This window comes from Pseudomonas sp. SA233, from assembly GCF_054792385.1.
The window spans coordinates 1,270,924-1,292,030 of record NZ_CP096449.1 but is presented as its reverse complement, the minus strand read 5'-3'; the positions used below and the strand labels follow the sequence as shown (position 1 = coordinate 1,292,030).

At 63.3% G+C, this 21,107-nt stretch carries 18 protein-coding genes; 7 read left to right on the top strand and 11 right to left on the bottom strand.

Annotated features, from left to right (window positions below; translation table 11 throughout):
• Position 1: 1 nt before the first annotated feature.
• The 10 genes from M1D87_RS05985 to rpsB form a co-directional block, all read right to left on the bottom strand.
• Positions 2-505: an OmpH/Skp family outer membrane protein gene (locus tag M1D87_RS05985; RefSeq protein WP_015269197.1), complete on the bottom strand. Its 504-nt coding sequence runs from the start codon at positions 503-505 to the stop codon at positions 2-4.
• Between the two features lie 44 nt (positions 506-549).
• Entirely contained in the window at positions 550-2,910 is a 2,361-nt protein-coding gene (bamA, locus tag M1D87_RS05980) for an outer membrane protein assembly factor BamA (protein ID WP_013971256.1), read from the bottom strand.
• Positions 2,911-2,984: 74 nt separating this feature from the next.
• On the bottom strand, positions 2,985-4,337 hold the full coding sequence (gene rseP / locus M1D87_RS05975) for an RIP metalloprotease RseP (protein ID WP_421091603.1): 1,353 nt from the start codon (positions 4,335-4,337) through the stop codon (positions 2,985-2,987).
• Between the two features lie 71 nt (positions 4,338-4,408).
• Positions 4,409-5,599 carry a 1-deoxy-D-xylulose-5-phosphate reductoisomerase gene (gene ispC, locus M1D87_RS05970; protein WP_024086395.1) on the bottom strand — a complete coding sequence of 397 codons (1,191 nt, stop codon included), beginning with the start codon at positions 5,597-5,599 and terminating at the stop codon, positions 4,409-4,411.
• Positions 5,596-6,411, bottom strand: a complete 816-nt coding sequence (locus M1D87_RS05965) for a phosphatidate cytidylyltransferase (protein WP_013971253.1) — start codon at positions 6,409-6,411, stop codon at positions 5,596-5,598. Before M1D87_RS05965 ends, ispC begins: the two co-directional genes overlap by 4 nt.
• The gene (gene uppS, locus M1D87_RS05960) at positions 6,411-7,166 is read right to left on the bottom strand and encodes a polyprenyl diphosphate synthase (RefSeq protein WP_039614796.1); all 756 of its coding nucleotides are present in this window, start codon (positions 7,164-7,166) and stop codon (positions 6,411-6,413) included. The genes M1D87_RS05965 and uppS overlap by 1 nt, the downstream gene beginning before the upstream one ends.
• 15 nt (positions 7,167-7,181) lie before the next feature.
• Complete coding sequence (gene frr, locus M1D87_RS05955) at positions 7,182-7,739, bottom strand: ribosome recycling factor (protein ID WP_004375414.1); 558 nt, start codon at positions 7,737-7,739, stop codon at positions 7,182-7,184.
• Positions 7,736-8,479, bottom strand: a complete 744-nt coding sequence (gene pyrH, locus M1D87_RS05950) for a UMP kinase (protein ID WP_003252294.1) — start codon at positions 8,477-8,479, stop codon at positions 7,736-7,738. The genes frr and pyrH overlap by 4 nt, the downstream gene beginning before the upstream one ends.
• Positions 8,480-8,659: 180 nt before the next feature.
• On the bottom strand, positions 8,660-9,523 hold the full coding sequence (gene tsf / locus M1D87_RS05945; RefSeq protein ID WP_013971250.1) for a translation elongation factor Ts: 864 nt from the start codon (positions 9,521-9,523) through the stop codon (positions 8,660-8,662).
• A gap of 186 nt (positions 9,524-9,709) precedes the next feature.
• Positions 9,710-10,447 carry a 30S ribosomal protein S2 gene (gene rpsB, locus M1D87_RS05940; protein ID WP_003252287.1) on the bottom strand — a complete coding sequence of 246 codons (738 nt, stop codon included), beginning with the start codon at positions 10,445-10,447 and terminating at the stop codon, positions 9,710-9,712.
• A gap of 346 nt (positions 10,448-10,793) precedes the next feature.
• On the opposite strand from rpsB, the gene map reads away from it, so the two are divergent.
• The 3 genes from map to dapC are packed head-to-tail and all read left to right on the top strand — an operon-like array spanning position 10,794 to position 15,548.
• The gene (gene map, locus M1D87_RS05935; RefSeq protein ID WP_004375406.1) at positions 10,794-11,576 is read left to right on the top strand and encodes a type I methionyl aminopeptidase; all 783 of its coding nucleotides are present in this window, start codon (positions 10,794-10,796) and stop codon (positions 11,574-11,576) included.
• 42 nt (positions 11,577-11,618) lie between these two features.
• A complete protein-coding gene (locus tag M1D87_RS05930) occupies positions 11,619-14,321 on the top strand; it encodes a [protein-PII] uridylyltransferase (RefSeq protein WP_023662319.1) in 2,703 nt (900 codons plus the stop codon).
• Positions 14,322-14,351: 30 nt separating this feature from the next.
• Complete coding sequence (gene dapC, locus M1D87_RS05925) at positions 14,352-15,548, top strand: succinyldiaminopimelate transaminase (protein WP_421091602.1); 1,197 nt, start codon at positions 14,352-14,354, stop codon at positions 15,546-15,548.
• 151 nt (positions 15,549-15,699) lie between these two features.
• Here the strand turns inward: dapC and M1D87_RS05920 are convergent, their stop codons facing one another.
• Positions 15,700-17,346 carry a Na+/H+ antiporter gene (locus M1D87_RS05920; protein WP_046616136.1) on the bottom strand — a complete coding sequence of 549 codons (1,647 nt, stop codon included), beginning with the start codon at positions 17,344-17,346 and terminating at the stop codon, positions 15,700-15,702.
• Between the two features lie 561 nt (positions 17,347-17,907).
• Between M1D87_RS05920 and M1D87_RS05915 the strand changes: the two genes are divergently transcribed.
• From M1D87_RS05915 to M1D87_RS05900, 4 genes are all read left to right on the top strand, one after another.
• Positions 17,908-18,255: an ArsC family reductase gene (locus tag M1D87_RS05915; protein WP_322265739.1), complete on the top strand. Its 348-nt coding sequence runs from the start codon at positions 17,908-17,910 to the stop codon at positions 18,253-18,255.
• A gap of 31 nt (positions 18,256-18,286) precedes the next feature.
• Positions 18,287-19,321 carry a 2,3,4,5-tetrahydropyridine-2,6-dicarboxylate N-succinyltransferase gene (gene dapD, locus M1D87_RS05910; protein ID WP_322265349.1) on the top strand — a complete coding sequence of 345 codons (1,035 nt, stop codon included), beginning with the start codon at positions 18,287-18,289 and terminating at the stop codon, positions 19,319-19,321.
• Between the two features lie 120 nt (positions 19,322-19,441).
• Positions 19,442-20,647, top strand: a complete 1,206-nt coding sequence (locus M1D87_RS05905) for a cysteine desulfurase (RefSeq protein WP_123084273.1) — start codon at positions 19,442-19,444, stop codon at positions 20,645-20,647.
• Positions 20,644-21,054 (top strand): SufE family protein, encoded by a 411-nt coding sequence (locus M1D87_RS05900; RefSeq protein WP_322265348.1) that lies wholly within the window; start codon positions 20,644-20,646, stop codon positions 21,052-21,054. Before M1D87_RS05905 ends, M1D87_RS05900 begins: the two co-directional genes overlap by 4 nt.
• Positions 21,055-21,107 lie beyond the last annotated feature (53 nt).

The window sequence follows — 21,107 nt, the reverse complement described above, 5'->3', positions numbered from 1 at the left end:
ATCAACGGGCTTGGTTCATGCGCTCGATGACCTGGCGGGTGATGTCGTACTGAGGCTTGACATCGATGACCGCGCCACGCTCGAGGACCAGGTCGTAACCACCTTTCTTGATCACTTCCTCGACAGCGCCATCCAGCTTCGGCTTCAGTTGCTTGAGCATGTCGCGGTCAGCAACGGCCTTGGCTTCGTTCAGTTCCTTGGACTGGAACTGGAAGTCACGGGCCTTCTGCTTGAACTCGAGTTCCAGGCGCTCGCGCTCCTGCTGCTGCATCTTGTCGCCGCCCTTGATCAGACGGTCCTGGATGCCCTTGGCGCTGCTTTCCAGGCTTTTCAGCTTGGTCAGTTGCGGGCCGAACTTCTTCTCGGCATCCACCGCGTATTTCTTGGCGGCGTCCGACTCCAGCAGGGCCATCTGATAGTTCAGGACGGCAACCTTCATTTCGGCGAAAGCCGGGGTGGCGACAAGCGCCGCGGCCACTACGGCCAGTTGGGTCAACTTACGCACGATGCACTCCTGGATAAACCGTTGTCATTAAGCGAGGGCCGACCTCAGAAGGTCTGGCCCAGAGAGAATTGGAACACCTGGGTGTCGGCATCGTCCGGCTTCTTGACCGGCATTGCCAGGCTGAAGCTCAGCGGGCCCAGTGCGGTGATCCAGGTCACGCCCAGGCCGACCGAGCTGGCCATACCCGAGAAACCGACCTTCTCGCAATCAGGCTGGTTGCCGCAATTGGTGTCGAACACGTTACCCACATCCCAGAACACGGACGTGCGCAGCGAACGCTGATCCTTGACGAATGGCAGCGGGAACAGCAGCTCCACACCACCTTGTACCAGCACGTTGCCACCAAACGGCAACGGATCCTGGTCCGGGTCGGCGATGGTGCCTGGCTTGCCACCGTTGGCCTCGCCGCGGCTTGGGGTACTGCGTGGGCCCAGGCTGCTGTCCTTGAAGCCACGGACGGAGTTGAAGCCACCCGCGAAGTAGTTCTCGTAGAACGGCAGGCCGGAGGTGCTGCCGTAACCATCACCATAGCCCAGCTCGGTGTGCAGGCGCAGGGTGTAGTCGTTGGTAATCGGCTTGAACAGCTGGCCGCGGTAGTCGAGCTTGAAGAACGACAGGTCGCTGCCCGGAATGGTGGATTCCAGGGTCAGGCTTTGCGAGTGACCACGGGTCGCCAGCACGCCTTTGTTCAGGGTCGACTCCGACCAGCCGATCGAGGCCTTGAAGTTCAGGAAGCTGTCGCCTTCCTCTTCGAGGAAATCGAAGATCTCGTCAACGGTGTACTTGCCGGTCTTGATCTTGTCCTGCTGCACGCTCAGGCCATAGGTCAGGCGCGAGGTCTCGCTGATCGGGTAGCCGAGGCTGACGCCTGCACCGTAGCTGTCCACCGCGTAGCTGGCCACGTCGACGTCGAGGTCGTCGTAGTCGGTGCTGCGGTAGAAGGCGTTGTAGCCCAGGCTCACGCCATCGGCAGTGAAGTAGGGGTCAACGAAGCCGAAGTTGTAGCGGGTCTGGTATTCCGAACGGGTCAGGCCGATGGATACCTTGTTACCAGTACCGAGGAAGTTGCTCTGGCTGATCGAACCACCGAGGATCAGGCCGGCGCTCTGGGCGAAACCGACGCTGGCGGTGATCGAGCCGGAGGCCTGTTCCTCGACGCTGTAGTTGACGTCGACCTGGTCGTCGGTGCCCGGCACCGGCGGGGTCTCGACGTTCACTTCCTTGAAGAAGCCCAGGCGTTCCAGGCGGGTCTTGGACTGGTCGATCAGGTAGGTCGAGGCCCAGCCGCCTTCCATCTGGCGCATTTCGCGCCGCAGCACTTCGTCTTCGGTCTTGGTGTTGCCGCGGTAGTTGATGCGGTTGACGTAGGCACGCTTGCCCGGGTCGACCACGAACATGATGTCGACGGTGTGGTCTTCATCGTTCGGCTGCGGCACGCCGTTGACGTTGGCGAAGGTATAGCCTTCGTTACCCAGGCGGCGGGTGATCAGCTCGGAGGTGCTGGTCATCACCTTGCGCGAGAACACCTGGCCAGGCTGCACCAGCAGCAGCGACTTGACCTGGTCTTCCGGCACCTTCAGGTCACCGGACAGCTTCACGTCGCGGACGGTGTACTTCTCGCCTTCGTTGATGTTGACGGTGATGTAGACGTGTTTCTTGTCCGGCGTGATGGACACCTGGGTGGAGGCGATGTCCATGTTGATGTAGCCGCGGTCCAGGTAGTAGGAACGCAGGCGCTCCAGGTCACCGGAGAGCTTTTCGCGGGCGTACTTGTCGTCGTTCTTGAAGAACGACAGCCAGTTGGTGGTCTTCAGCTCGAACAGCTGCGCCAGGGTCTCGTCGTCGAACACGTTGTTGCCAACGATGTTGATGTGCTGGATGGCGGCGACGGTGCCTTCGTTGATCTTGATCTTCAGCGCCACGCGGTTGCGCGGCTGCGGCACCACCTCGGCGTCGACCTCGGCCGAATAGCGGCCCTGGGCCACGTATTGGCGCTGCAGCTCGTTACGCACACCTTCGAGGGTGGCACGCTGGAAGATCTCGCCTTCGGCCAGGCCGGATTGCTTCAGGCCTTTCATCAGGTCTTCGGTGCTGATGGCCTTGTTGCCTTCGATCTCGATGCTCGACACCGACGGGCGTTCGACCACGTTGATGATCAGGACATTGCCATCGCGGTTCAGCTGAATGTCCTGGAAGAAGCCGGTCTTGAACAGGGAACGGGTCGACTCCACCAGTCGGCGGTCATCGGCCTGGTCGCCGACGTTCAGCGGCAAGGCACCGAAGACACTGCCGGCGGAAACCCGCTGCAGGCCGTTGACGCGGATATCGGAGATGGTGAAGGACTCGGCGTGAACTTCAGCGATCATCAGTGCGGACATGACCGCAGTTAGCAGCAGACGTTTCATGAAGTCCTTTTATTCCAACTGGCAATAAACAGCCCGCCGCGACAAGACGGCAGGTTTCGCAATTGAGCGAAGCTTTATAGTCGACCCAGATCGTTGATCAGGGCGAGCAACATCACCCCTATGACCAAACTGATACCGATCTGGACCCCCCAACCTTGCACCCGATCCGACAGCGGACGACCGCGCACCCACTCGACCAGGTAAAACAGCAAATGCCCCCCATCCAGAACCGGGATGGGCAGCAGGTTAAGAACCCCCAGGCTTATGCTCAGGTAGGCCAGGAAATTCAGGAAATCCCCCACGCCGGACTGGGCTGAAGCGCCCGCCACTTTAGCAATGGTTATCGGTCCGCTCAAGTTTTTTACCGAGAGCTCCCCGAACAGCATTTTCTTCAGCGATTCAAGGGTCAGGACGCTCATGTTCCAGGTGCGTGACAAGCCCTCACCAACCGCATCCAGCGGGCCGTAGCTGACTTCGCGGAGCATGTTGGCAGGCCATTCGCCACCTTTTACCCCGGCGCCCAGATAGCCGCCGGCCGCCTTGCCCTCGCCCTTGCGCGCCAGGGTGACCGGGATGTCCAGCACAGCACCATCGCGCTCGACGCGCACCACAACCTTGGTTTGCGGGCGGGCCCGCACGGCATCGACCACCTGCTGCCATTCGCTCACTGCCACGCCATCGAGCGCCAGCAGCTTGTCACCGGTTTTCAGGCCCGCAGCGGCAGCCGGCCCCTTCGGATCGATCTCGGCCAACACCGGCAAGATCGCCGGGCGCCAAGGGTGCAGCCCAAGGGACTGGATCGGGTCCGGTTCGTCGGAGCCCTTGAGCCAGCTGTCCAGCTTCACCTGCAGCTGGCGCTCGGCGCTGGCGCCCTCTTCACGCACGCCAACCTGCAAGGTGCCGCTCTCGCCCAGGCGGCGAACCAGTTGCAGGTTGACCGCAGACCAACCATTGGTCGGCTTGCCGTCGATGGAGACGATTTCCTGACCTGCGGTCAGGCCTGCCGATGCTGCCAGGCTGCCCGCATCGACCGCGCCGATCACCGGGCGGATCTGCTGGGTACCCAGCATCGCCAGCACCCAGAAGAACAGGATGGCCAGCAGGAAGTTCGCAACCGGGCCCGCCGCGACGATCGCGATGCGCTGGCGTACGGTCTTGCGGTTGAACGACTGCTCGATCAGCGCCGGCGGCACGTCCCCCTCGCGCTCGTCGAGCATCTTGACGTAGCCACCCAGCGGGATCGCCGCGATCACGAACTCGGTGCCATGGCGGTCATGCCAGCGCAGCAGCGGCGTGCCGAAGCCCACCGAGAAGCGCAGCACCTTGACACCGCAGCGGCGTGCCACCCAGAAGTGGCCGAATTCATGGAAAGTGACCAGTACACCCAAGGCTACGAGGGTGCCGATAATCATGTAGAGCGCTGTCATATCCATCTCCGAATGATGTTCAGCGGGCTGGCATCATGCCCAGCCCCCTCGTGAACCGTGGCGGGCCTGCATCAGCGACCGTGACGCCTCAGCCACTCACGGGAAAGCTCCCGGGCACGCTGGTCGGCGGCGAACACCGCGTCCAGCGACGGCAGCGGTACGACGGGCTCCTGATCGAGCACCTGTTCGATCATACCCGCGATCTCCGGGAAGCGGATACGCCGCTGGAGAAATGCCTCGACTGCGACCTCGTTTGCCGCATTGAGCACGGCCGGTGCGCTGTTGCCGGCCTCGGCAGCCTGCCGCGCCAGGCGCAGGCAAGGGAAGCGCTGTTCGTCGGGCGCCTGGAAGTCCAGACGGGCGATGGCGAACAGGTCCAGCGGCGCCACCCCGGAATCGATCCGCTCGGGCCAGGCCAGGGCGTTGGCGATGGGTGTGCGCATGTCCGGGTTACCCAACTGCGCCAGCACCGAACCGTCCACATAATCCACCAGGGAGTGGATCACGCTCTGCGGGTGCACTACCACCTCGACCTTGGCCGGTGCGGCATCGAACAACCAGCAGGCCTCGATCAGCTCCAGGCCCTTGTTCATCATGCTGGCCGAATCCACGGAAATCTTGCGCCCCATGGACCAGTTGGGGTGCGCGCACGCCTGTTCCGGGGTGACGTCCAGCAGCGCCTCGACGGGGGTCTCGCGGAAAGGGCCACCGGATGCGGTGAGCAGGATCCGGCGCACGCCGACGGCACTCAGTCCGCGCGCGTAGTCGCCGGGCATGCACTGGAAGATCGCATTGTGCTCGCTGTCGATCGGCAGCAGCACGGCACCACTGCGCCGCACCGCCTCCATGAACAGTGCGCCGGACATCACCAGCGCCTCCTTGTTGGCCAGCAACACCTTCTTGCCCGCCTCGACCGCCGCCAGGGTGGGGCGCAGGCCGGCGGCGCCGACGATAGCCGCCATCACCGCGTCCACTTCCGACGCAGAAGCCACCTGGCACAACCCGGCCTCGCCTTCCAGCACCTCGGTGGCGCAACCTGCCGCAACCAGGCTTTCGCGCAGTCGCGCGGCCGCCTCGGCATTTGGTACCACGGCGAATGTCGGCCGATGGCGCACGCACAGCGCAAGCAATTCGTCGATACGCGAATAGCCACTCAGGGCGAACACCTGATAACGGTCGGGATGGCGCGCGATGACATCCAGCGTGCTCAGGCCGATGGAGCCGGTGGCCCCGAGCACGGTAATACGCTGCGGACGGCTCACATCACACCCCATTCGGCGGCCCACAGCAGCACGGCGAAAATCGGGATCGCCGCAGTCAGGCTGTCGATACGATCGAGTACCCCACCATGGCCAGGCAACAGGTTGCTGCTGTCCTTGATACCAGAACGGCGCTTGAACATGCTTTCGGTCAGGTCACCGACCACCGAAGACATGACCACCAGGGCTGCACTCAGCAGGCCCAGCAGAATCTGGCCGAAGCCCCAGTCGCGACTGATTCCGACCACCAGGGTAATCACCAGGCTGACCGCCAGGCCGCCATACACGCCCTCCCAGCTCTTGCCAGGGCTGACCTGAGGCGCCAGCTTGCGCTTGCCGAAGGCACGGCCAGAGAAGTACGCGCCAATATCGGCAGCCCACACCAGCACCATGACCGACAGGATCAGCCAGTTACCCAGCGGCCAGTGCTTGAGCAGCACCAGACCCTGCCAGGCCGGCAGCAAAACCAGCAGGCCGATCAGCAACCGGCAGGCTGCACTGGCCCACAGCTCGCTACTACGTGGATAGGTAAGCACCAGCCAGGTGGCCAACCCCCACCAGATCACCGCAGCGCCCAGCACCCAGGGCGCCAGCTCCGGAAGGATGTACAGCAGCATCAGCGCTCCGGCGACGACCACGGCATAGGCGATGCGCAGCGGCTGGGCCATGAGCCCGGCCAGACGCGCCCACTCCCAGGCGCCGAGGGTCACCACGAAGCCGATGAACAGGGCGAAGTCCCCACCGTTGAGCAGGAAGAAGCCACCCAGCGCGATCGGCAGCAGGATCAGCGCGGTAATGATGCGTTGTTTAAGCATTAAGCACGAGCTCCAGCCTCGACCTGCTCGCTGGTCTTACCGAAGCGGCGCTGGCGCGAAGCGAAATCGGCCAGGGCGGTGCGCATGGCCTCGTGTTTGAAGTCCGGCCAGTACAGGTCGGAGAAGTACAGCTCGGCGTAGGCCAGCTGCCACAACAGGAAGTTGCTGATGCGGTGCTCGCCACCGGTGCGGATGCACAGGTCCGGCAGCGGCAGCTCGCCGGTTGCCAGGCAGGTCTGCAGCAGGCCCGGGGTGATGTCTTCCGGGCGCAGGTGCCCGGCTTGCACTTCCCGCGCCAGCCGCTGGGCGGCCTGGGCGATGTCCCACTGGCCACCGTAGTTGGCCGCGATCTGCAGGATGAAGCGGTTGTTGCCGGCGGTCAGCGCCTCGGCCTCGCGCATGGCGGCCTGCAGCTCGGGATGGAAACGCGAACGGTCACCGATGATACGCAGGCTGATGTTGTTCTCGTTGAGGCGCCTGGCCTCGCGGCGCAGGGCCGAGAAGAACAGCTCCATCAGCGCACCAACCTCTTCGGCGGGACGCTGCCAGTTCTCGCTGGAGAAGGCGAACAGGGTCAGCACCTCGACCCCGGATTCGGCACAGACTTCGATGACCGCGCGAACGGCGTCGACACCCGCCTTGTGCCCGGCAACACCGGGCAACAAGCGTTTTTTCGCCCAGCGGTTGTTGCCATCCATGATGATCGCGACATGACGCGGCACCGAGGACGGTGCCGCTGGCTTGGTCTTTTCCATTAAAAAACCCCGGCCTTAGACGGCCATCAGGTCCTTTTCCTTGGCTTTGAAGGCGGCATCGACTTCAGCAACGTACTTGTCGGTCAGCTTCTGGATCTCGTCAGCGGCGCGACGTTCTTCGTCTTCGCTGATTTCCTTGTCCTTGGTCAGCTTCTTCAGGTCGGCCAGAGCGTCACGGCGCACGTTACGCACGGCCACCTTGGCATCCTCGGCAACGCCGCTGGCCTGCTTGGTGTAGCCCTTGCGGGTTTCCTCGGTCAGGGCCGGCATCGGCACACGGATGGTGGTGCCGGCGCTGGACGGGTTCAGGCCCAGGTCGGAGGTGAGGATGGCCTTTTCGATGGCAGCACTAAGGTTCTTGTCGTGCGCGACGATCTTCAGGGTGCGGGCATCTTCGACGGTGATCGCGGCCACCTGGTTCAGCGGCATCTCGCTACCCCAGGCAGTGACCTTGACGCTGTCCAGGATGCTTGGGTGGGCGCGACCGGTGCGGATTGCCGCGAGGTTGCGAGCCAGGGCTTCGATAGACTTGCCCATGCGCTCCTGCGCGTCTTTCTTGATGTCGTTGATCATGCTTGGCCTTCCTCGATCAGAGTACCTTCAGCGCCACCCACCACGATGTTCAGCAGGGCGCCAGGCTTGTTCATGTTGAATACCCGCAATGGCATCTTGTGGTCACGGCACAGGCAGATTGCGGTCAGGTCCATCACACCCAGCTTGCGATCCAGGACCTCGTCGTAGGTCAGGTGATCGAACTTCTCGGCATGCGGGTCCTTGAATGGATCGGCAGTGTACACACCATCGACCTTGGTCGCCTTCAGCACCACGTCGGCATCGATTTCGATGGCGCGCAGGCAGGCCGCGGAGTCGGTGGTGAAGAACGGGTTGCCGGTACCGGCGGAGAAAATTACCACATCCCCGGAGTTGAGGTGGCGAATAGCTTTGCGACGATCGTAATGATCGGTGACACCGACCATGGAAATGGCCGACATGACCAGGGCCGGGATGTTCGAGCGCTCCAGCGCGTCGCGCATGGCCAGGCCGTTCATCACGGTGGCCAGCATGCCCATGTGGTCACCGGTGACGCGGTCCATGCCGGCTGCGCTGAGCGCGGCGCCGCGGAACAGGTTGCCACCACCGATCACCAGGCCGACCTGGACACCGATCCCTACCAGCTGGCCAACTTCGAGGGCCATGCGATCCAGCACTTTCGGGTCGATCCCGAAGTCTTCCGAGCCCATCAGGGCCTCGCCGCTAAGTTTGAGCAAAATGCGTTTATAGCGAGGTTGGCGACCACTCACCTGCTGAGCCATTGCGAGTCTCTCCTGCGGCGTACTTTTAGAAAATTCGTGCGGGCTGTTTGCAGCCTGCTAACTGTAGCGTGGCACCGCTTCGGTGCCAGCGGCGACGGGCCTTATAAACCCTTCGCCGTTTTGACAAAGAGGCTGCGCGCGTGAGCGGGCAGCCTCTTTGGGGCGACAGACGGGGCTGTCTTACTGCTTGGCAGCAGCTACCTGAGCGGCAACTTCAGCAGCGAAGTCGTCGACTGGCTTCTCGATGCCTTCGCCTACCTTGAAGTAGGTGAAGGAAACGATTTCAGCACCGGCTTTCTTGGCCAGCTCGCCAACCTTGACTTCCGGGTTCATGACGAAGGCTTGCTCGACCAGCGAGGCTTCGGCCAGGAACTTCGAGATACGACCTTTGATCATGTTCTCGACGATGTTTTCCGGCTTGCCGGCGATCTTGTCAGCGTTCAGCTGCAGGAAGACGCCCTTCTCGCGCTCGATGGCTTCGGCCGATACTTCAGACGGCAGCAGGAACTCAGGGTTCGAAGCTGCAACGTGCATGGCGATGTTCTTGGCCAGATCGACGTCGCCGCCTTTCAGGACAACGGCAGCGCCGATCTTGTTGCCGTGCAGGTAGGCACCGACAACGTCACCTTCAACGCGCACCAGGCGACGGATGTTGACGTTCTCGCCGCACTTGGCAACCAGGGCTTCACGAGCAGCTTCACGCGAGGCGATCAGCGGAGCAGCGTCGGTCAGCTTCTGGGCGAAGGCTTCTTCGATGCTGTCGGCAACGAAGTTCTTGAAGTCGTCTTGCAGGGCCAGGAAGTCGGTCTGCGAGTTCACTTCCAGCAGGACGGCGGATTTACCGTCGGTCTTGACGGCGATAGCGCCTTCAGCAGCGACGTTGCCAGCCTTTTTGGCGGCCTTGATGGCGCCCGAGGCACGCATGTCGTCAATGGCTTTTTCGATGTCGCCGCCGGCCTTTTCCAGGGCCTTCTTGCAATCCATCATGCCTTCGCCGGTACGCTCGCGCAGTTCTTTGACCAGCGCTGCAGTAATTGCTGCCATTTCAAAATCCTCTTGGAAAGTTTTTCAACCATTCCACCCGTTCGTCACGGGCGTTCAATTCTGCAAATCCACTGTGTTTATCTCAGCGGGCCCATGATGCGGGGCCGATGCTGACAGCAGGATTTCAAGGTGGCAAAAAGGGGGCAGAGCCCCCTTTTTGCGTGCCAAGTCGACGCTAGCGTCTAATTACTCGGCAGCAGGTGCAGCCGCTTCTTCAGCGTAAACTTCGGTGCCGCCGGCAACGTTGTTGCGGCCGCGGATGACTGCGTCAGCCATCGAAGTCATGTACAGCTCGATAGCGCGGATGGCGTCATCGTTACCTGGGATGATGTAGTCAACACCTTCCGGGCTGCTGTTGGTATCGACAACGCCGATTACCGGGATGCCCAGCTTGTTGGCTTCGGTGATCGCGATGCGCTCGTGATCAACATCGATAACGAACAGAGCGTCTGGCAGACCACCCATGTCCTTGATGCCGCCCAGGCTGCGATCCAGTTTTTCCAGGTCGCGGGAGCGCATCAGGGCTTCTTTCTTGGTCAGCTTGGCGAAAGTGCCGTCTTCGGCCTGGGTTTCCAGGTCGCGCAGACGCTTGATCGAAGCGCGGATGGTCTTGTAGTTGGTCAGCATGCCGCCCAACCAACGGTGGTCAACGTACGGCGAACCGCAACGAGCAGCTTGCTCGGCGACGATCTTGCCGGCGGAACGCTTGGTGCCGACGAACAGGATCTTGTTCTTGCCCTGGGCCAGGCGCTCTACGAACGACAGAGCGTCGTTGAACATCGGCAGGGTTTTTTCCAGGTTGACGATGTGGATCTTGTTACGCGCGCCGAAAATGTACTTGCCCATTTTCGGGTTCCAGTAACGGGTCTGGTGGCCGAAGTGCACACCGGCCTTCAGCATATCGCGCATGTTGACTTGGGACATGATAGTTCCTTGATAAGTCGGGTTGGGCCTCCACGTATCCCAATGACCAACCCGCGAATTCTGCAACTCGGGGCACCCAGGTCATCGTGTCGACACGTGTGTGGGTTAAGTGCTGACGGGGTCGTCCCCGAAAGCGGCGCATTTTATACCACAGACCGCGACCGAACGGAACCCGGATACTGTTGCGTCCGTCAGCGGTTTTTGCAGCACCCCGGCTTTCGCGCCAGAATGCCAGCTGTAGACAGCAGCATTGCCGCCTTTATCCCGACCGATCGGCGCCCTGCTCTGCTAGAATCCGGCCTTTCCCGTTTGTTCGCGCCGTGCACGGCGCTGTAGAGAGCCTGTAATGACCGTCACCATCAAGACCGCAGAAGACATCGAGAAGATGCGCATCGCTGGCCGCCTGGCCGCCGAGGTGCTGGAAATGATCGAGGAACACGTCAAGCCCGGTGTCACCACCGAAGAGCTGGACCGCCTGTGTCACGACTACATCGTCAACGTCCAGCAGGCCATCCCGGCACCGCTCAACTACAAGGGCTACCCGAAGTCGATCTGCACCTCGATCAACCATGTGGTCTGCCACGGCATCCCCAACGACAAGCCGCTCAAGGACGGTGACACGCTGAACATCGACGTCACCGTGATCAAAGACGGCTACCACGGCGATACCAGCCGCATGTTCCACGTCGGCACCGTGCCGGTATGGGCCGAGCGCCTGTCCAAGGTCACCCAGGAGTGCATGTACAAGGCCATCGAACTGGTCAAGCCGGGCTGCCGACTGGGCGACATCGGCGAAGTGATCCAGAAGCACGCTGAAAAGAACGGCTTCTCGGTGGTACGCGAGTTCTGTGGCCACGGCATCGGCAAGGTATTCCACGAAGAGCCGCAGATCCTGCACTACGGCCGCGCCGGCACCGGCATGGAGCTGAAGGAAGGCATGACCTTCACCATCGAGCCGATGATCAACCAGGGCAAGGCCGACACCAAGGTGCTGGGCGACGGCTGGACCGCCATCACCAAGGACCGCAAGCTCTCGGCCCAATGGGAGCACACCCTGGTGGTGACCGCGACCGGCTACGAGATCTTCACCCTGCGCAAGGACGACACCATCCCGCGCACCTCGGCCTGACCGCACTCCCACAGGCCACCCCCACGACAGGAACGTGACGCGATGCCCCAGGTGGACCCCGAGCTGTTCGACCGCGGCCAGTTCCAGGCGGAACTGGCCCTCAAGGCGAGCCCCATCGCCGCCTTCAAGAAAGCCATCCGCCAGGCCGGCGAGGTGCTCGACAAGCGTTTCCGCAGTGGCAGCGAAATCCGCCCACTGATCGAGGCCCGCGCCTGGCTCGTCGACAACATCTTGCAACAGGCCTGGAACCAGTTCGACTGGGGTGACCAGAGCGGCATCGCCCTGGTCGCGGTGGGTGGCTACGGGCGCGGTGAGCTGCACCCGCATTCGGACATCGACCTGCTGATCCTGCTGGGTGCTGCCGAACACGAGCAGTACCGCGACGCCATCGAGCGGTTTCTCACCCTGCTGTGGGACATCGGCCTGGAAGTGGGCCAGAGCGTGCGCACCGTCGACGAATGCGCCGAGCAGGCCCGCGCCGACCTGACGGTCATCACCAACCTGATGGAAAGCCGCACCATTGCCGGCCCCGAGGCGCTGCGCCAACGCATGCTTGAGGTGACCAGCACTGCGCACATGTGGCCGAGCAAGGACTTCTTCCTGGCCAAGCGCGCCGAACTCAAGGCCCGCCACCACAAGTACAACGACACCGAGTACAACCTCGAACCCAATGTGAAAGGTTCACCCGGTGGCCTGCGCGACATCCAGACGGTGCTGTGGGTGGCCCGCCGCCAGTACGGCACCCTCAACCTGCACGCGCTGGCCGGCGAAGGTTTCCTGCTGGAAAGCGAGAACGAGCTGCTGGCCTCGTCCCAGGACTTCCTGTGGAAGGTGCGCTACGCCTTGCATATGCTGGCCGGGCGCGCCGAGGACCGCCTGCTGTTCGACCACCAGCGCAGCATCGCCGCGCTGCTGGGCTACAGCGACGACAACCCCAAGCGGGCGATCGAGCAGTTCATGCAGCAGTACTATCGGGTGGTGATGAGCATCAGCCAGCTGTGCGACCTGATCATCCAGCATTTCGAGGAGGTCATCCTCGCCGATGACGACAGCGGCACCACCCAGCCGCTGAATGCGCGCTTCCGCCTGCATGATGGCTATATAGAGGCAGTCAGGCCGAACGTGTTCAGGCGCACACCGTTCGCCATGCTGGAAATCTTCGTGCTGATGGCTCAGCATCCCGAGATCAAGGGCGTACGCGCCGATACGGTGCGGCTGCTGCGCGAACACCGGCACCTGATCGACGACACTTTCCGCACCGATATCCGCAACACCAGCCTGTTCATCGAGCTGTTCAAGTGTGAAATCGGTATCCACCGCAACCTGCGGCGGATGAACCGCTACGGCATCCTTGGCCGCTATCTGCCGGAGTTCGGCCTGATCGTCGGGCAGATGCAGCACGACCTGTTCCACATCTATACGGTCGATGCGCACACCCTCAACCTCATCAAGCACCTGCGCAAGCTGCAATACACCCCGGTGTCCGAGAAATTCCCGCTGGCCAGCAAGCTCATGGGCCGCCTGCCCAAGCCCGAGCTGATCTACCTGGCCGGCCTGTATCACGACATCGGCAAGGGCCGCCAGGGCGACCATTCCGAGCTGGGTGCGGTGGATGCGCAGAAGTTCTGCGAGCGCCACCAGTTGCCGGCCTGGGACAGCCGGCTGATCGTCTGGCTGGTGCTGAACCACCTGGTGATGTCGACCACCGCCCAGCGCAAGGACCTGTCCGACCCTCAGGTAATCAACGATTTTGCCCTGCACGTGGGCGACGAAACACGCCTGGACTACCTGTACGTGCTGACCGTGGCCGACATCAACGCCACCAACCCCAGCCTGTGGAACTCGTGGCGGGCCAGCCTGCTGCGCCAGCTGTACACCGAGACCAAACGCGCCCTGCGCCGAGGCCTGGAAAACCCGCTGGACCGCGAAGAGCAGATTCGCCAGACCCAATCGGCGGCGCTGGATATCCTGGTGCGCGAAGGCACCGACCCAGACGATGTCGAGCAGCTGTGGTCGCAGCTGGGGGATGACTACTTCCTCAAGCACACCGCTGCCGACGTGGCCTGGCACAGTGACGCGATCCTCCAGCAGCCAGCCGATGGCGGGCCGCTGGTGCTGATCAAGGAAACCACCCAGCGCGAATTCGAAGGTGGCACGCAGATCTTCATCTATGCCCCCGACCAGCACGACTTCTTCGCCGTGACCGTGGCGGCGATGTCGCAGTTGAACCTGAACATTCATGACGCGCGGATCATCACCTCGAGCAGCCAGTTCACCCTCGATACCTACATCGTGCTGGACAACGACGGCGGCTCGATCGGCGACAACCCGCAGCGGGTCAAGCAGATTCGCGACGGCCTGACCGAAGCGCTGCGCAACCCCGAGGACTACCCGACCATCATCCAGCGCCGGGTACCGCGCCAGCTCAAGCATTTTGACTTCCCGCCACAGGTGACCATCCTCAACGATGCCCAGCGGCCGGTGACCATCCTCGAAATCACCGCACCTGACCGCCCTGGCCTGCTGGCCCGGCTGGGGCGGATCTTCCTGGAGTTCGACCTGTCGCTGCAGAACGCCAAGATCGCCACCCTCGGCGAGCGGGTGGAAGACGTGTTCTTCATCACCGATGCCGACAACCAGCCGCTGTCCGACCCGCAACTGTGCAGCCGACTGCAGGAAGCCATCGTCCAGCAGCTGCAGGCCGGCCAGGCCAGCGATGCCAGCCCTACCCGCGTGACCTTTTAACGATTAGACGATTGACGAGACCTTGCGCCGATGAACCATGCCTTGACCCAGCTTCAGCCCTACCCGTTCGAAAAACTCCGCGCCCTGCTGGGCAGCGTGAAGCCTGCGGCGGACAAGCGCGCCATCGCGCTGTCGATCGGTGAGCCGAAGCACGAATCGCCGGTGTTCGTCGCCCAGGCCATGGCCGACAACCTCGACAAGCTGGCGGTGTACCCGAGCACCATAGGCCTGCCCACCCTGCGCCAGGCCATTGGCCAGTGGTGCGAGCGGCGCTTCGGCGTACCGGCCGGCTGGCTGGATGCCGACCGCCACATCCTGCCGGTCAACGGCACCCGTGAAGCGCTGTTCGCCTTCACCCAGGCCGTGGTCAACCGCGCCGATGATGGCCTGGTGGTCAGCCCCAACCCGTTCTACCAGATCTACGAAGGCGCAGCGCTGCTGGCCGGTGCCACCCCGCACTATCTGCCATGCCTGGAAAGCAACGGCTTCAACCCCGACTTCGACGCCGTGCCGGCTGAAGTGTGGAAGCGTTGCCAGATCCTGTTCCTGTGCTCGCCGGGCAACCCCACCGGCGCACTGGTGCCGATGGACACCCTGAAGAAGCTGATTGCCCTGGCCGACGAACATGACTTCGTGATTGCCGCCGACGAGTGCTACAGCGAGCTGTACTTCGACGAGGATGCCCCACCACCAGGCCTGCTGACTGCCTGCGCGGAACTGGGCCGCAGCGACTTCAAGCGCTGCGTGGTATTCCACAGCCTGTCCAAGCGCTCCAACCTGCCGGGCCTGCGCTCGGGCTTCGTCGCCGGTGACGCCGAGATCATCAAGCCGTTCCTGCTGTACCGCACCTACCACGGCTGCGCCATGCCGGTACAAACCCAACTGGCCAGCATTGCTGCCTGGCAGGACGAGGCGCATGTGCGCGAGAACCGCGACCAGTACCGCGCCAAGTACGATGCCGTGCTGGATATCCTGCAGCCGGTGCTGGACGTGCAGCGCCCGGATGGCAGCTTCTACCTGTGGGCCAAGGTACCCGGCAGCGATGCCGAGTTCACCCGCGACCTGTTCGAGGCCCAGCATGTGACGGTGGTACCGGGGTCGTATCTGTCGCGTGAAGTGGATGGCGTGAACCCGGGTGCCGGGCGTGTGCGCATGGCACTGGTTGCACCGCTGGCCGAGTGCATCGAAGCGGCGGAGCGGATTCGCGAATTCCTGCAGAACCGCTGATTCGACAGGCGCCGTACAGCCCTCGAGTGTTGTGCAGTACCTGTAGGAGCGGGTTTACCCGCGAACACCGGCACAGCCGGTGCCATGCACCGCGTCGCCTGATTCGCGGGTAAACCCGCTCCCACAGGGCCGCAAAGCGGCCCCTTGGGGTCTACCTGACTGCCCCCAGGTTCGCTTCACTCATGTCCAGCTCACCCAGCACCTGCCGCACCACTTCATCCCCCACCAGATGCTGGCGATGCAGTTCATACAGCTCCAGCCGCTGGGCCCGCAGCGCCCGCAGGCGCAAACGCCGCTCCAGCAGGTCCATCTGCTCGGCCAGGGCCTTGGCCTCGGCGCTGTCGTTGTAGCTGTCCAGCTCATCGCGGTATTCCGCCATCAAGCGCGCCTTCAACTCGGTCGCCAGGGTCGCCTGGGCGGCATCCTGCGGCGCATTGCTGTCGATCACTTCCTCTGCCTCCAGCGCATGGATCGCCGCCTCGGCCGTGCGTCGCCAGGCCTCCTGCACTTCCTGGTGCAAGCGCTCGTCCGGGCTCTTGGTCACCCCGCGCAGCAACAGCGGCAGCGCGATACAGGCGCTGATCAATGACAACAGGATCACACCGGCCGCAATGAAGATCAGCAGGTCACGCTCCGGGAAGGCCTTGCCTGCTCCCATCAGCAACGGGATCGACATTACACCGGCCAGGGTGACCGCACCGCGCACACCACCCAGGGTCAGCAACCAGCAGGAGCGCGCCGTGGGCATCAGCACCAGCGCCGGCTTGCCGCGCCAGCGGCGTACCACACCGATCGAGCGCCAGATGCTCTGGACCCAGATGAACCGCAGCAAGATCAGCGCCACAAAGATCGCCACCACATCCAGGCAGCGCCAGGCCAGGGTCGGCCAGACGGTGGGTTCATGGCTGACCACGGCCTTGATGATGTCCGGCAACTGCAGGCCCAGCAGCAGGAAGATCAGGCCGTTGAAAGCGAACTCCAGCAGCGACCACACACTGCGGTTGAGCAGGCGCGTGCTGGTCTGCCGTGGCAGCAGGTCCAGCCAGCTCTGCATCATGCCGGCGGCCACCGCCGAAAGGATGCCCGATACGCCCAGGCGCTCGGCCAGCACGTAGGCAGCGAAGGGCAGCAGCAACATGAACACCACGTGGGTGGCCGGGTCGTCCCAGCCGCGAGCAATCATCCAGGCACGCAGGCGGCCGATCAGCCAGCTCAGGGCCACGCCCACCGCCAGGCCGCCCAGGGCGACCAGTACGAAGCTGAAGCTTGCGTCGGTCAGCGAGAACACCCCGGTGATCGCCGCCGCCAGGGCGAACTTGAAGGTCACCAGGCCCGAGGCATCGTTCATCAGCGCCTCGCCCTGGAGCATGTGCATCAGCGGGGTGGGCAGGCGGTCCTGGGTAATGGCCGAAACCGCCACGGCGTCGGTTGGCGACAACACTGCGGCCAGGGCGAAGGCCACGGGCAGCGGGATGCTCGGCAGCAGCCAGTGAATGAAGTAACCGGCCCCGACCACGGTAAACAGCACCAGCCCCACGGCCAGCGCCACCACCGGACCACGAATGCGCCACAACTCGCGCTTGGGAATGCGCCAGCCGTCGGCGAACAGCAACGGCGGCAGGAACAGGAACAGGAACAGCTCGGGGTCCAGTGCCACATGCAGGCCCAGTGTCGGCCAAGCGAGCAAGGCACCGGCGGCGATCTGTACCAGCGGCAAGGGCAGCGGAATCATGCGGCCGACCAGCTTCGACACGCTGACCAGCGTCAGCAGGATGAGGACGGTGTAGGCGGACTGCATCCGGGAAAGCTTCCTTTGTGAACCAGAAACGACAACAGGGCGAAACATCGCCATTGAAACAATATGTTAGCGGCGGTGGGCGATTCGGGGCCGCTGCACGATAGTCGCAGGTGGCGGATGAATATGTAACATGATGATACTTCGGTTTGTCGGTGGCGCAGGTTCGACCCCTTATCGCCCAGCAGATGCATGCCTTGAGCCTTGCAGTGTGTCGGAGACCGAGCGCCGCCCGCGCGGCGCTTCGCAGCACAAGGCTGCTCCTACATCTGTTTCAGGCCAGTTATTCCTGTGAGCGCGGCACGCGGCCCCCTGGGGTACGCCTCGATATCGTGTCGAGCAAACTAGGCGGTCGCGTGCGTTGGTACAGGCGTTACTGGCCCGAAACAGATGTAGGAGCAGCCTTGTGCTGCGAAGCGCCGCGCGGGCGGCGCTCGGTCTCCGACACACTGCAAGACCCAAGACATGCACACCCGTGGCGCTCACAGGATCGTTCCCGCATAATCCCGCGACTGAAATCGGAAAACGGAGAGATTGGGGCAGCCTGTGACCCCAATGCACACAATGACCTACACGCTCTACGGCATTAAAGCCTGTGACACCATGAAAAAGGCACGTACCTGGCTCGAAGACCGGGCCATCGCCTACGAATTCCACGACTACAAGACCCAAGGCATCGACCGTGACAGCCTGAACCGCTGGTGCGAGGAACACGGCTGGGAAGTCATCCTCAACCGTGCCGGCACCACCTTCCGCAAGCTGGACGACGCCAGCAAGGCCGACCTCGACCAGGCCAAGGCCGTCGAGCTGATGCTGGCCCAGCCGTCGATGATCAAGCGCCCGGTGCTCGACCTTGGCGCGCGTACCCTGGTCGGCTTCAAGCCCGACCTGTACGCCGCTGCCCTGGCCTGAGCCCCTACCCTATTTCGCACGAGGTAATCACATGTCCAATACCCTGTTCAGCCTGGCCTTCGGTGTCGGCTCCCAGAACCGCCAGGGCGCCTGGCTGGAAGTGTTCTACGCACAACCGCTGCTCAACCCGAGCGCCGAACTGGTCGCTGCAGTAGCCCCTGTTCTCGGTTACCAAGGTGGCAACCAGGCCATCGCCTTCAGCAACGCCCAGGCCGCGCAACTGGCCGAAGCCGTGAAAGGTGTGGACGCCACCCAAGCCGCCCTGCTGACCCGCCTGGCCGAAAGCCACAAGCCGCTGGTCGCCACCCTGCTGGCCGAAGACGCCGCGCTGACCTCGACGCCAGAGGCCTACCTCAAGCTGCACCTGCTGTCGCACCGCCTGGTCAAGCCGCACGGCGTGAGCCTGGCTGGCATCTTCCCGCTGCTGCCGAACGTGGCCTGGACCAACCAGGGCGCGGTCGATCTGGCCGAACTCGCCGAAATGCAACTGGAAGCGCGCCTGAAGGGCGAGCTGCTGGAAGTGTTCTCGGTGGACAAGTTCCCGAAAATGACCGACTACGTGGTCCCGGCCGGCGTGCGTATCGCCGACACTGCCCGCGTGCGCCTGGGCGCCTACATCGGCGAAGGCACCACCATCATGCACGAAGGCTTCGTCAACTTTAACGCCGGCACCGAAGGCCCGGGCATGATCGAAGGCCGCGTTTCCGCTGGCGTATTCGTCGGCAAGGGCTCGGACCTGGGCGGCGGCTGCTCGACCATGGGCACCTTGTCCGGTGGCGGCAACATCGTCATCAAGGTTGGCGAAGGCTGCCTGATCGGCGCCAACGCCGGTATCGGCATTCCGCTGGGCGACCGCAACACCGTCGAAGCCGGCCTGTACATCACCGCCGGTACCAAGGTGAACCTGCTGGACGAGAACAACCAGCTGGTCAAAGTGGTCAAGGCCCGCGACCTGGCCGGCCAGACCGACCTGCTGTTCCGCCGCAACTCGCTGAACGGCGCGGTGGAGTGCAAGACCCACAAGTCGGCCATCGAGCTGAACGAGGCGCTGCACGCGCACAACTGAGAACCCTTCAACCGCTGCCGGAGCGAGCTTGCTCGCGAACAGCGGATTCTCAGCGTTTGAAATGTTAAGATCGGGTCTGGCACCACGCCAGACCCGATTTTCATTCCAGGCCCCGCGACCATGTTTCAGCCCTCCCCCTGGCGTGCCGATTTTCCCGCCATCGCCGCCCTGCAACGGCAGCACCAGACCTACCTGGACAGCGCCGCCACTACCCAGAAGCCGCAAGCACTGCTCGATGCCCTGAGCCATTACTACGGCCATGGCGCAGCCAACGTGCACCGTGCCCAGCACTTGCCCGGCGCACTGGCCACACAGGCCTTCGAAACCAGCCGCGACAAGGTTGCCGCCTGGCTCAATGCGCCAGACTCGCGGCAGATCATCTTCACCCACGGTGCCACTTCGGCGCTGAACCTGCTGGCCTATGGCCTGGAACACCGCTTCGAGGCCGGTGACGAAATTGCCGTCAGTGCCCTGGAGCACCATGCCAACCTGCTGCCCTGGCAACAGCTGGCGCGTCGACGCAACCTGCGCCTGGTGGTGCTGCCGCTGGATGCCCATGGCCGCATCGACCTGGACCAGGCGCTGCAACTGATCGGCCCGCGCACCCGGGTGCTGGCGGTGAGCCAGCTGTCCAACGTGCTAGGCACCTGGCAACCCTTACCGGCACTGCTGGCCCACGCCCGCTCCCAAGGCGCGCTGACCGTGGTCGACGGTGCCCAGGGCGTGGTGCATGGCCGCCATGATGTGCAGCAGCTTGGCTGCGACTTCTATGTGTTCTCCAGTCACAAGCTGTACGGCCCGGAAGGCGTGGGCGTGCTGTACGGCCGCAGCCAGGCGCTGGAGCTGCTGCACCATTGGCAGTTCGGCGGCGAGATGGTGCAACTGGCCGAGTACCACAGCGCCAGCTTCCGCCCGGCGCCGCTGGGATTCGAGGCTGGCACGCCACCGATCGCCGGGGTGATCGGCCTGGGTGCGACCCTGGACTACCTGGCCAGCCTCGATGCCCAGGCACTCGAAGCCCATGAAACCAGCCTGCACCAGCACCTGCTGCGCGGCCTGACAGACCGCGATGGCGTGCGCATCCTGGGGACGCCACAGGCGGCCCTTGCCAGTTTCGTCATCGAAGGCGTGCACAACGCCGACATCGCCCACCTGCTGACCGAGCAAGGCATTGCCGTGCGTGCCGGGCACCACTGTGCCATGCCGCTGCTGAAGGGCTTGGGCCTGGAGGGCGCGATCCGCGTGTCATTGGGGCTGTATAACGACAGCGATGACTTGCAGCGTTTCTTCGAGGCGTTGGATCAGGGCCTGGAGCTGTTGCGATGACCTTGCCCGATCAGGCACGCCAGGCGCTGGAAGCTTTCGAGCAGGGCAAGGGTTGGGAACAGCGTGCGCGGCTGTTGATGCAGTGGGGCGATCGGCTGGAACCACTGGCTGATACTGAAAAGACCGAGGCCAACCGGGTGCATGGCTGCGAAAGCCTGGTATGGCTGGTGGCCGAGCAGGCCGAGGGTTTGTGGAGGTTCAAGGCCAGCAGCGATGCACGCCTGTTGCGCGGGCTGCTGGCGTTGTTGCTGGTGCGGGTGCAGGGGTTGCCCAGCGAAGAACTTGCCGGGCTCGATCTGCGTGAGTGGTTCACTCAGCTGGGCCTGGAGCGCCAGCTTTCGCCATCGCGCAGCAACGGGCTGCATGCAGTGTTGCAGCGGATGGCAGAGCTGGCGTCCAACCGTTGAATCGGTGCTGGCTTCTTCGCGGGCTCGCCCGCTCCCACAGGATCTTCACCTTT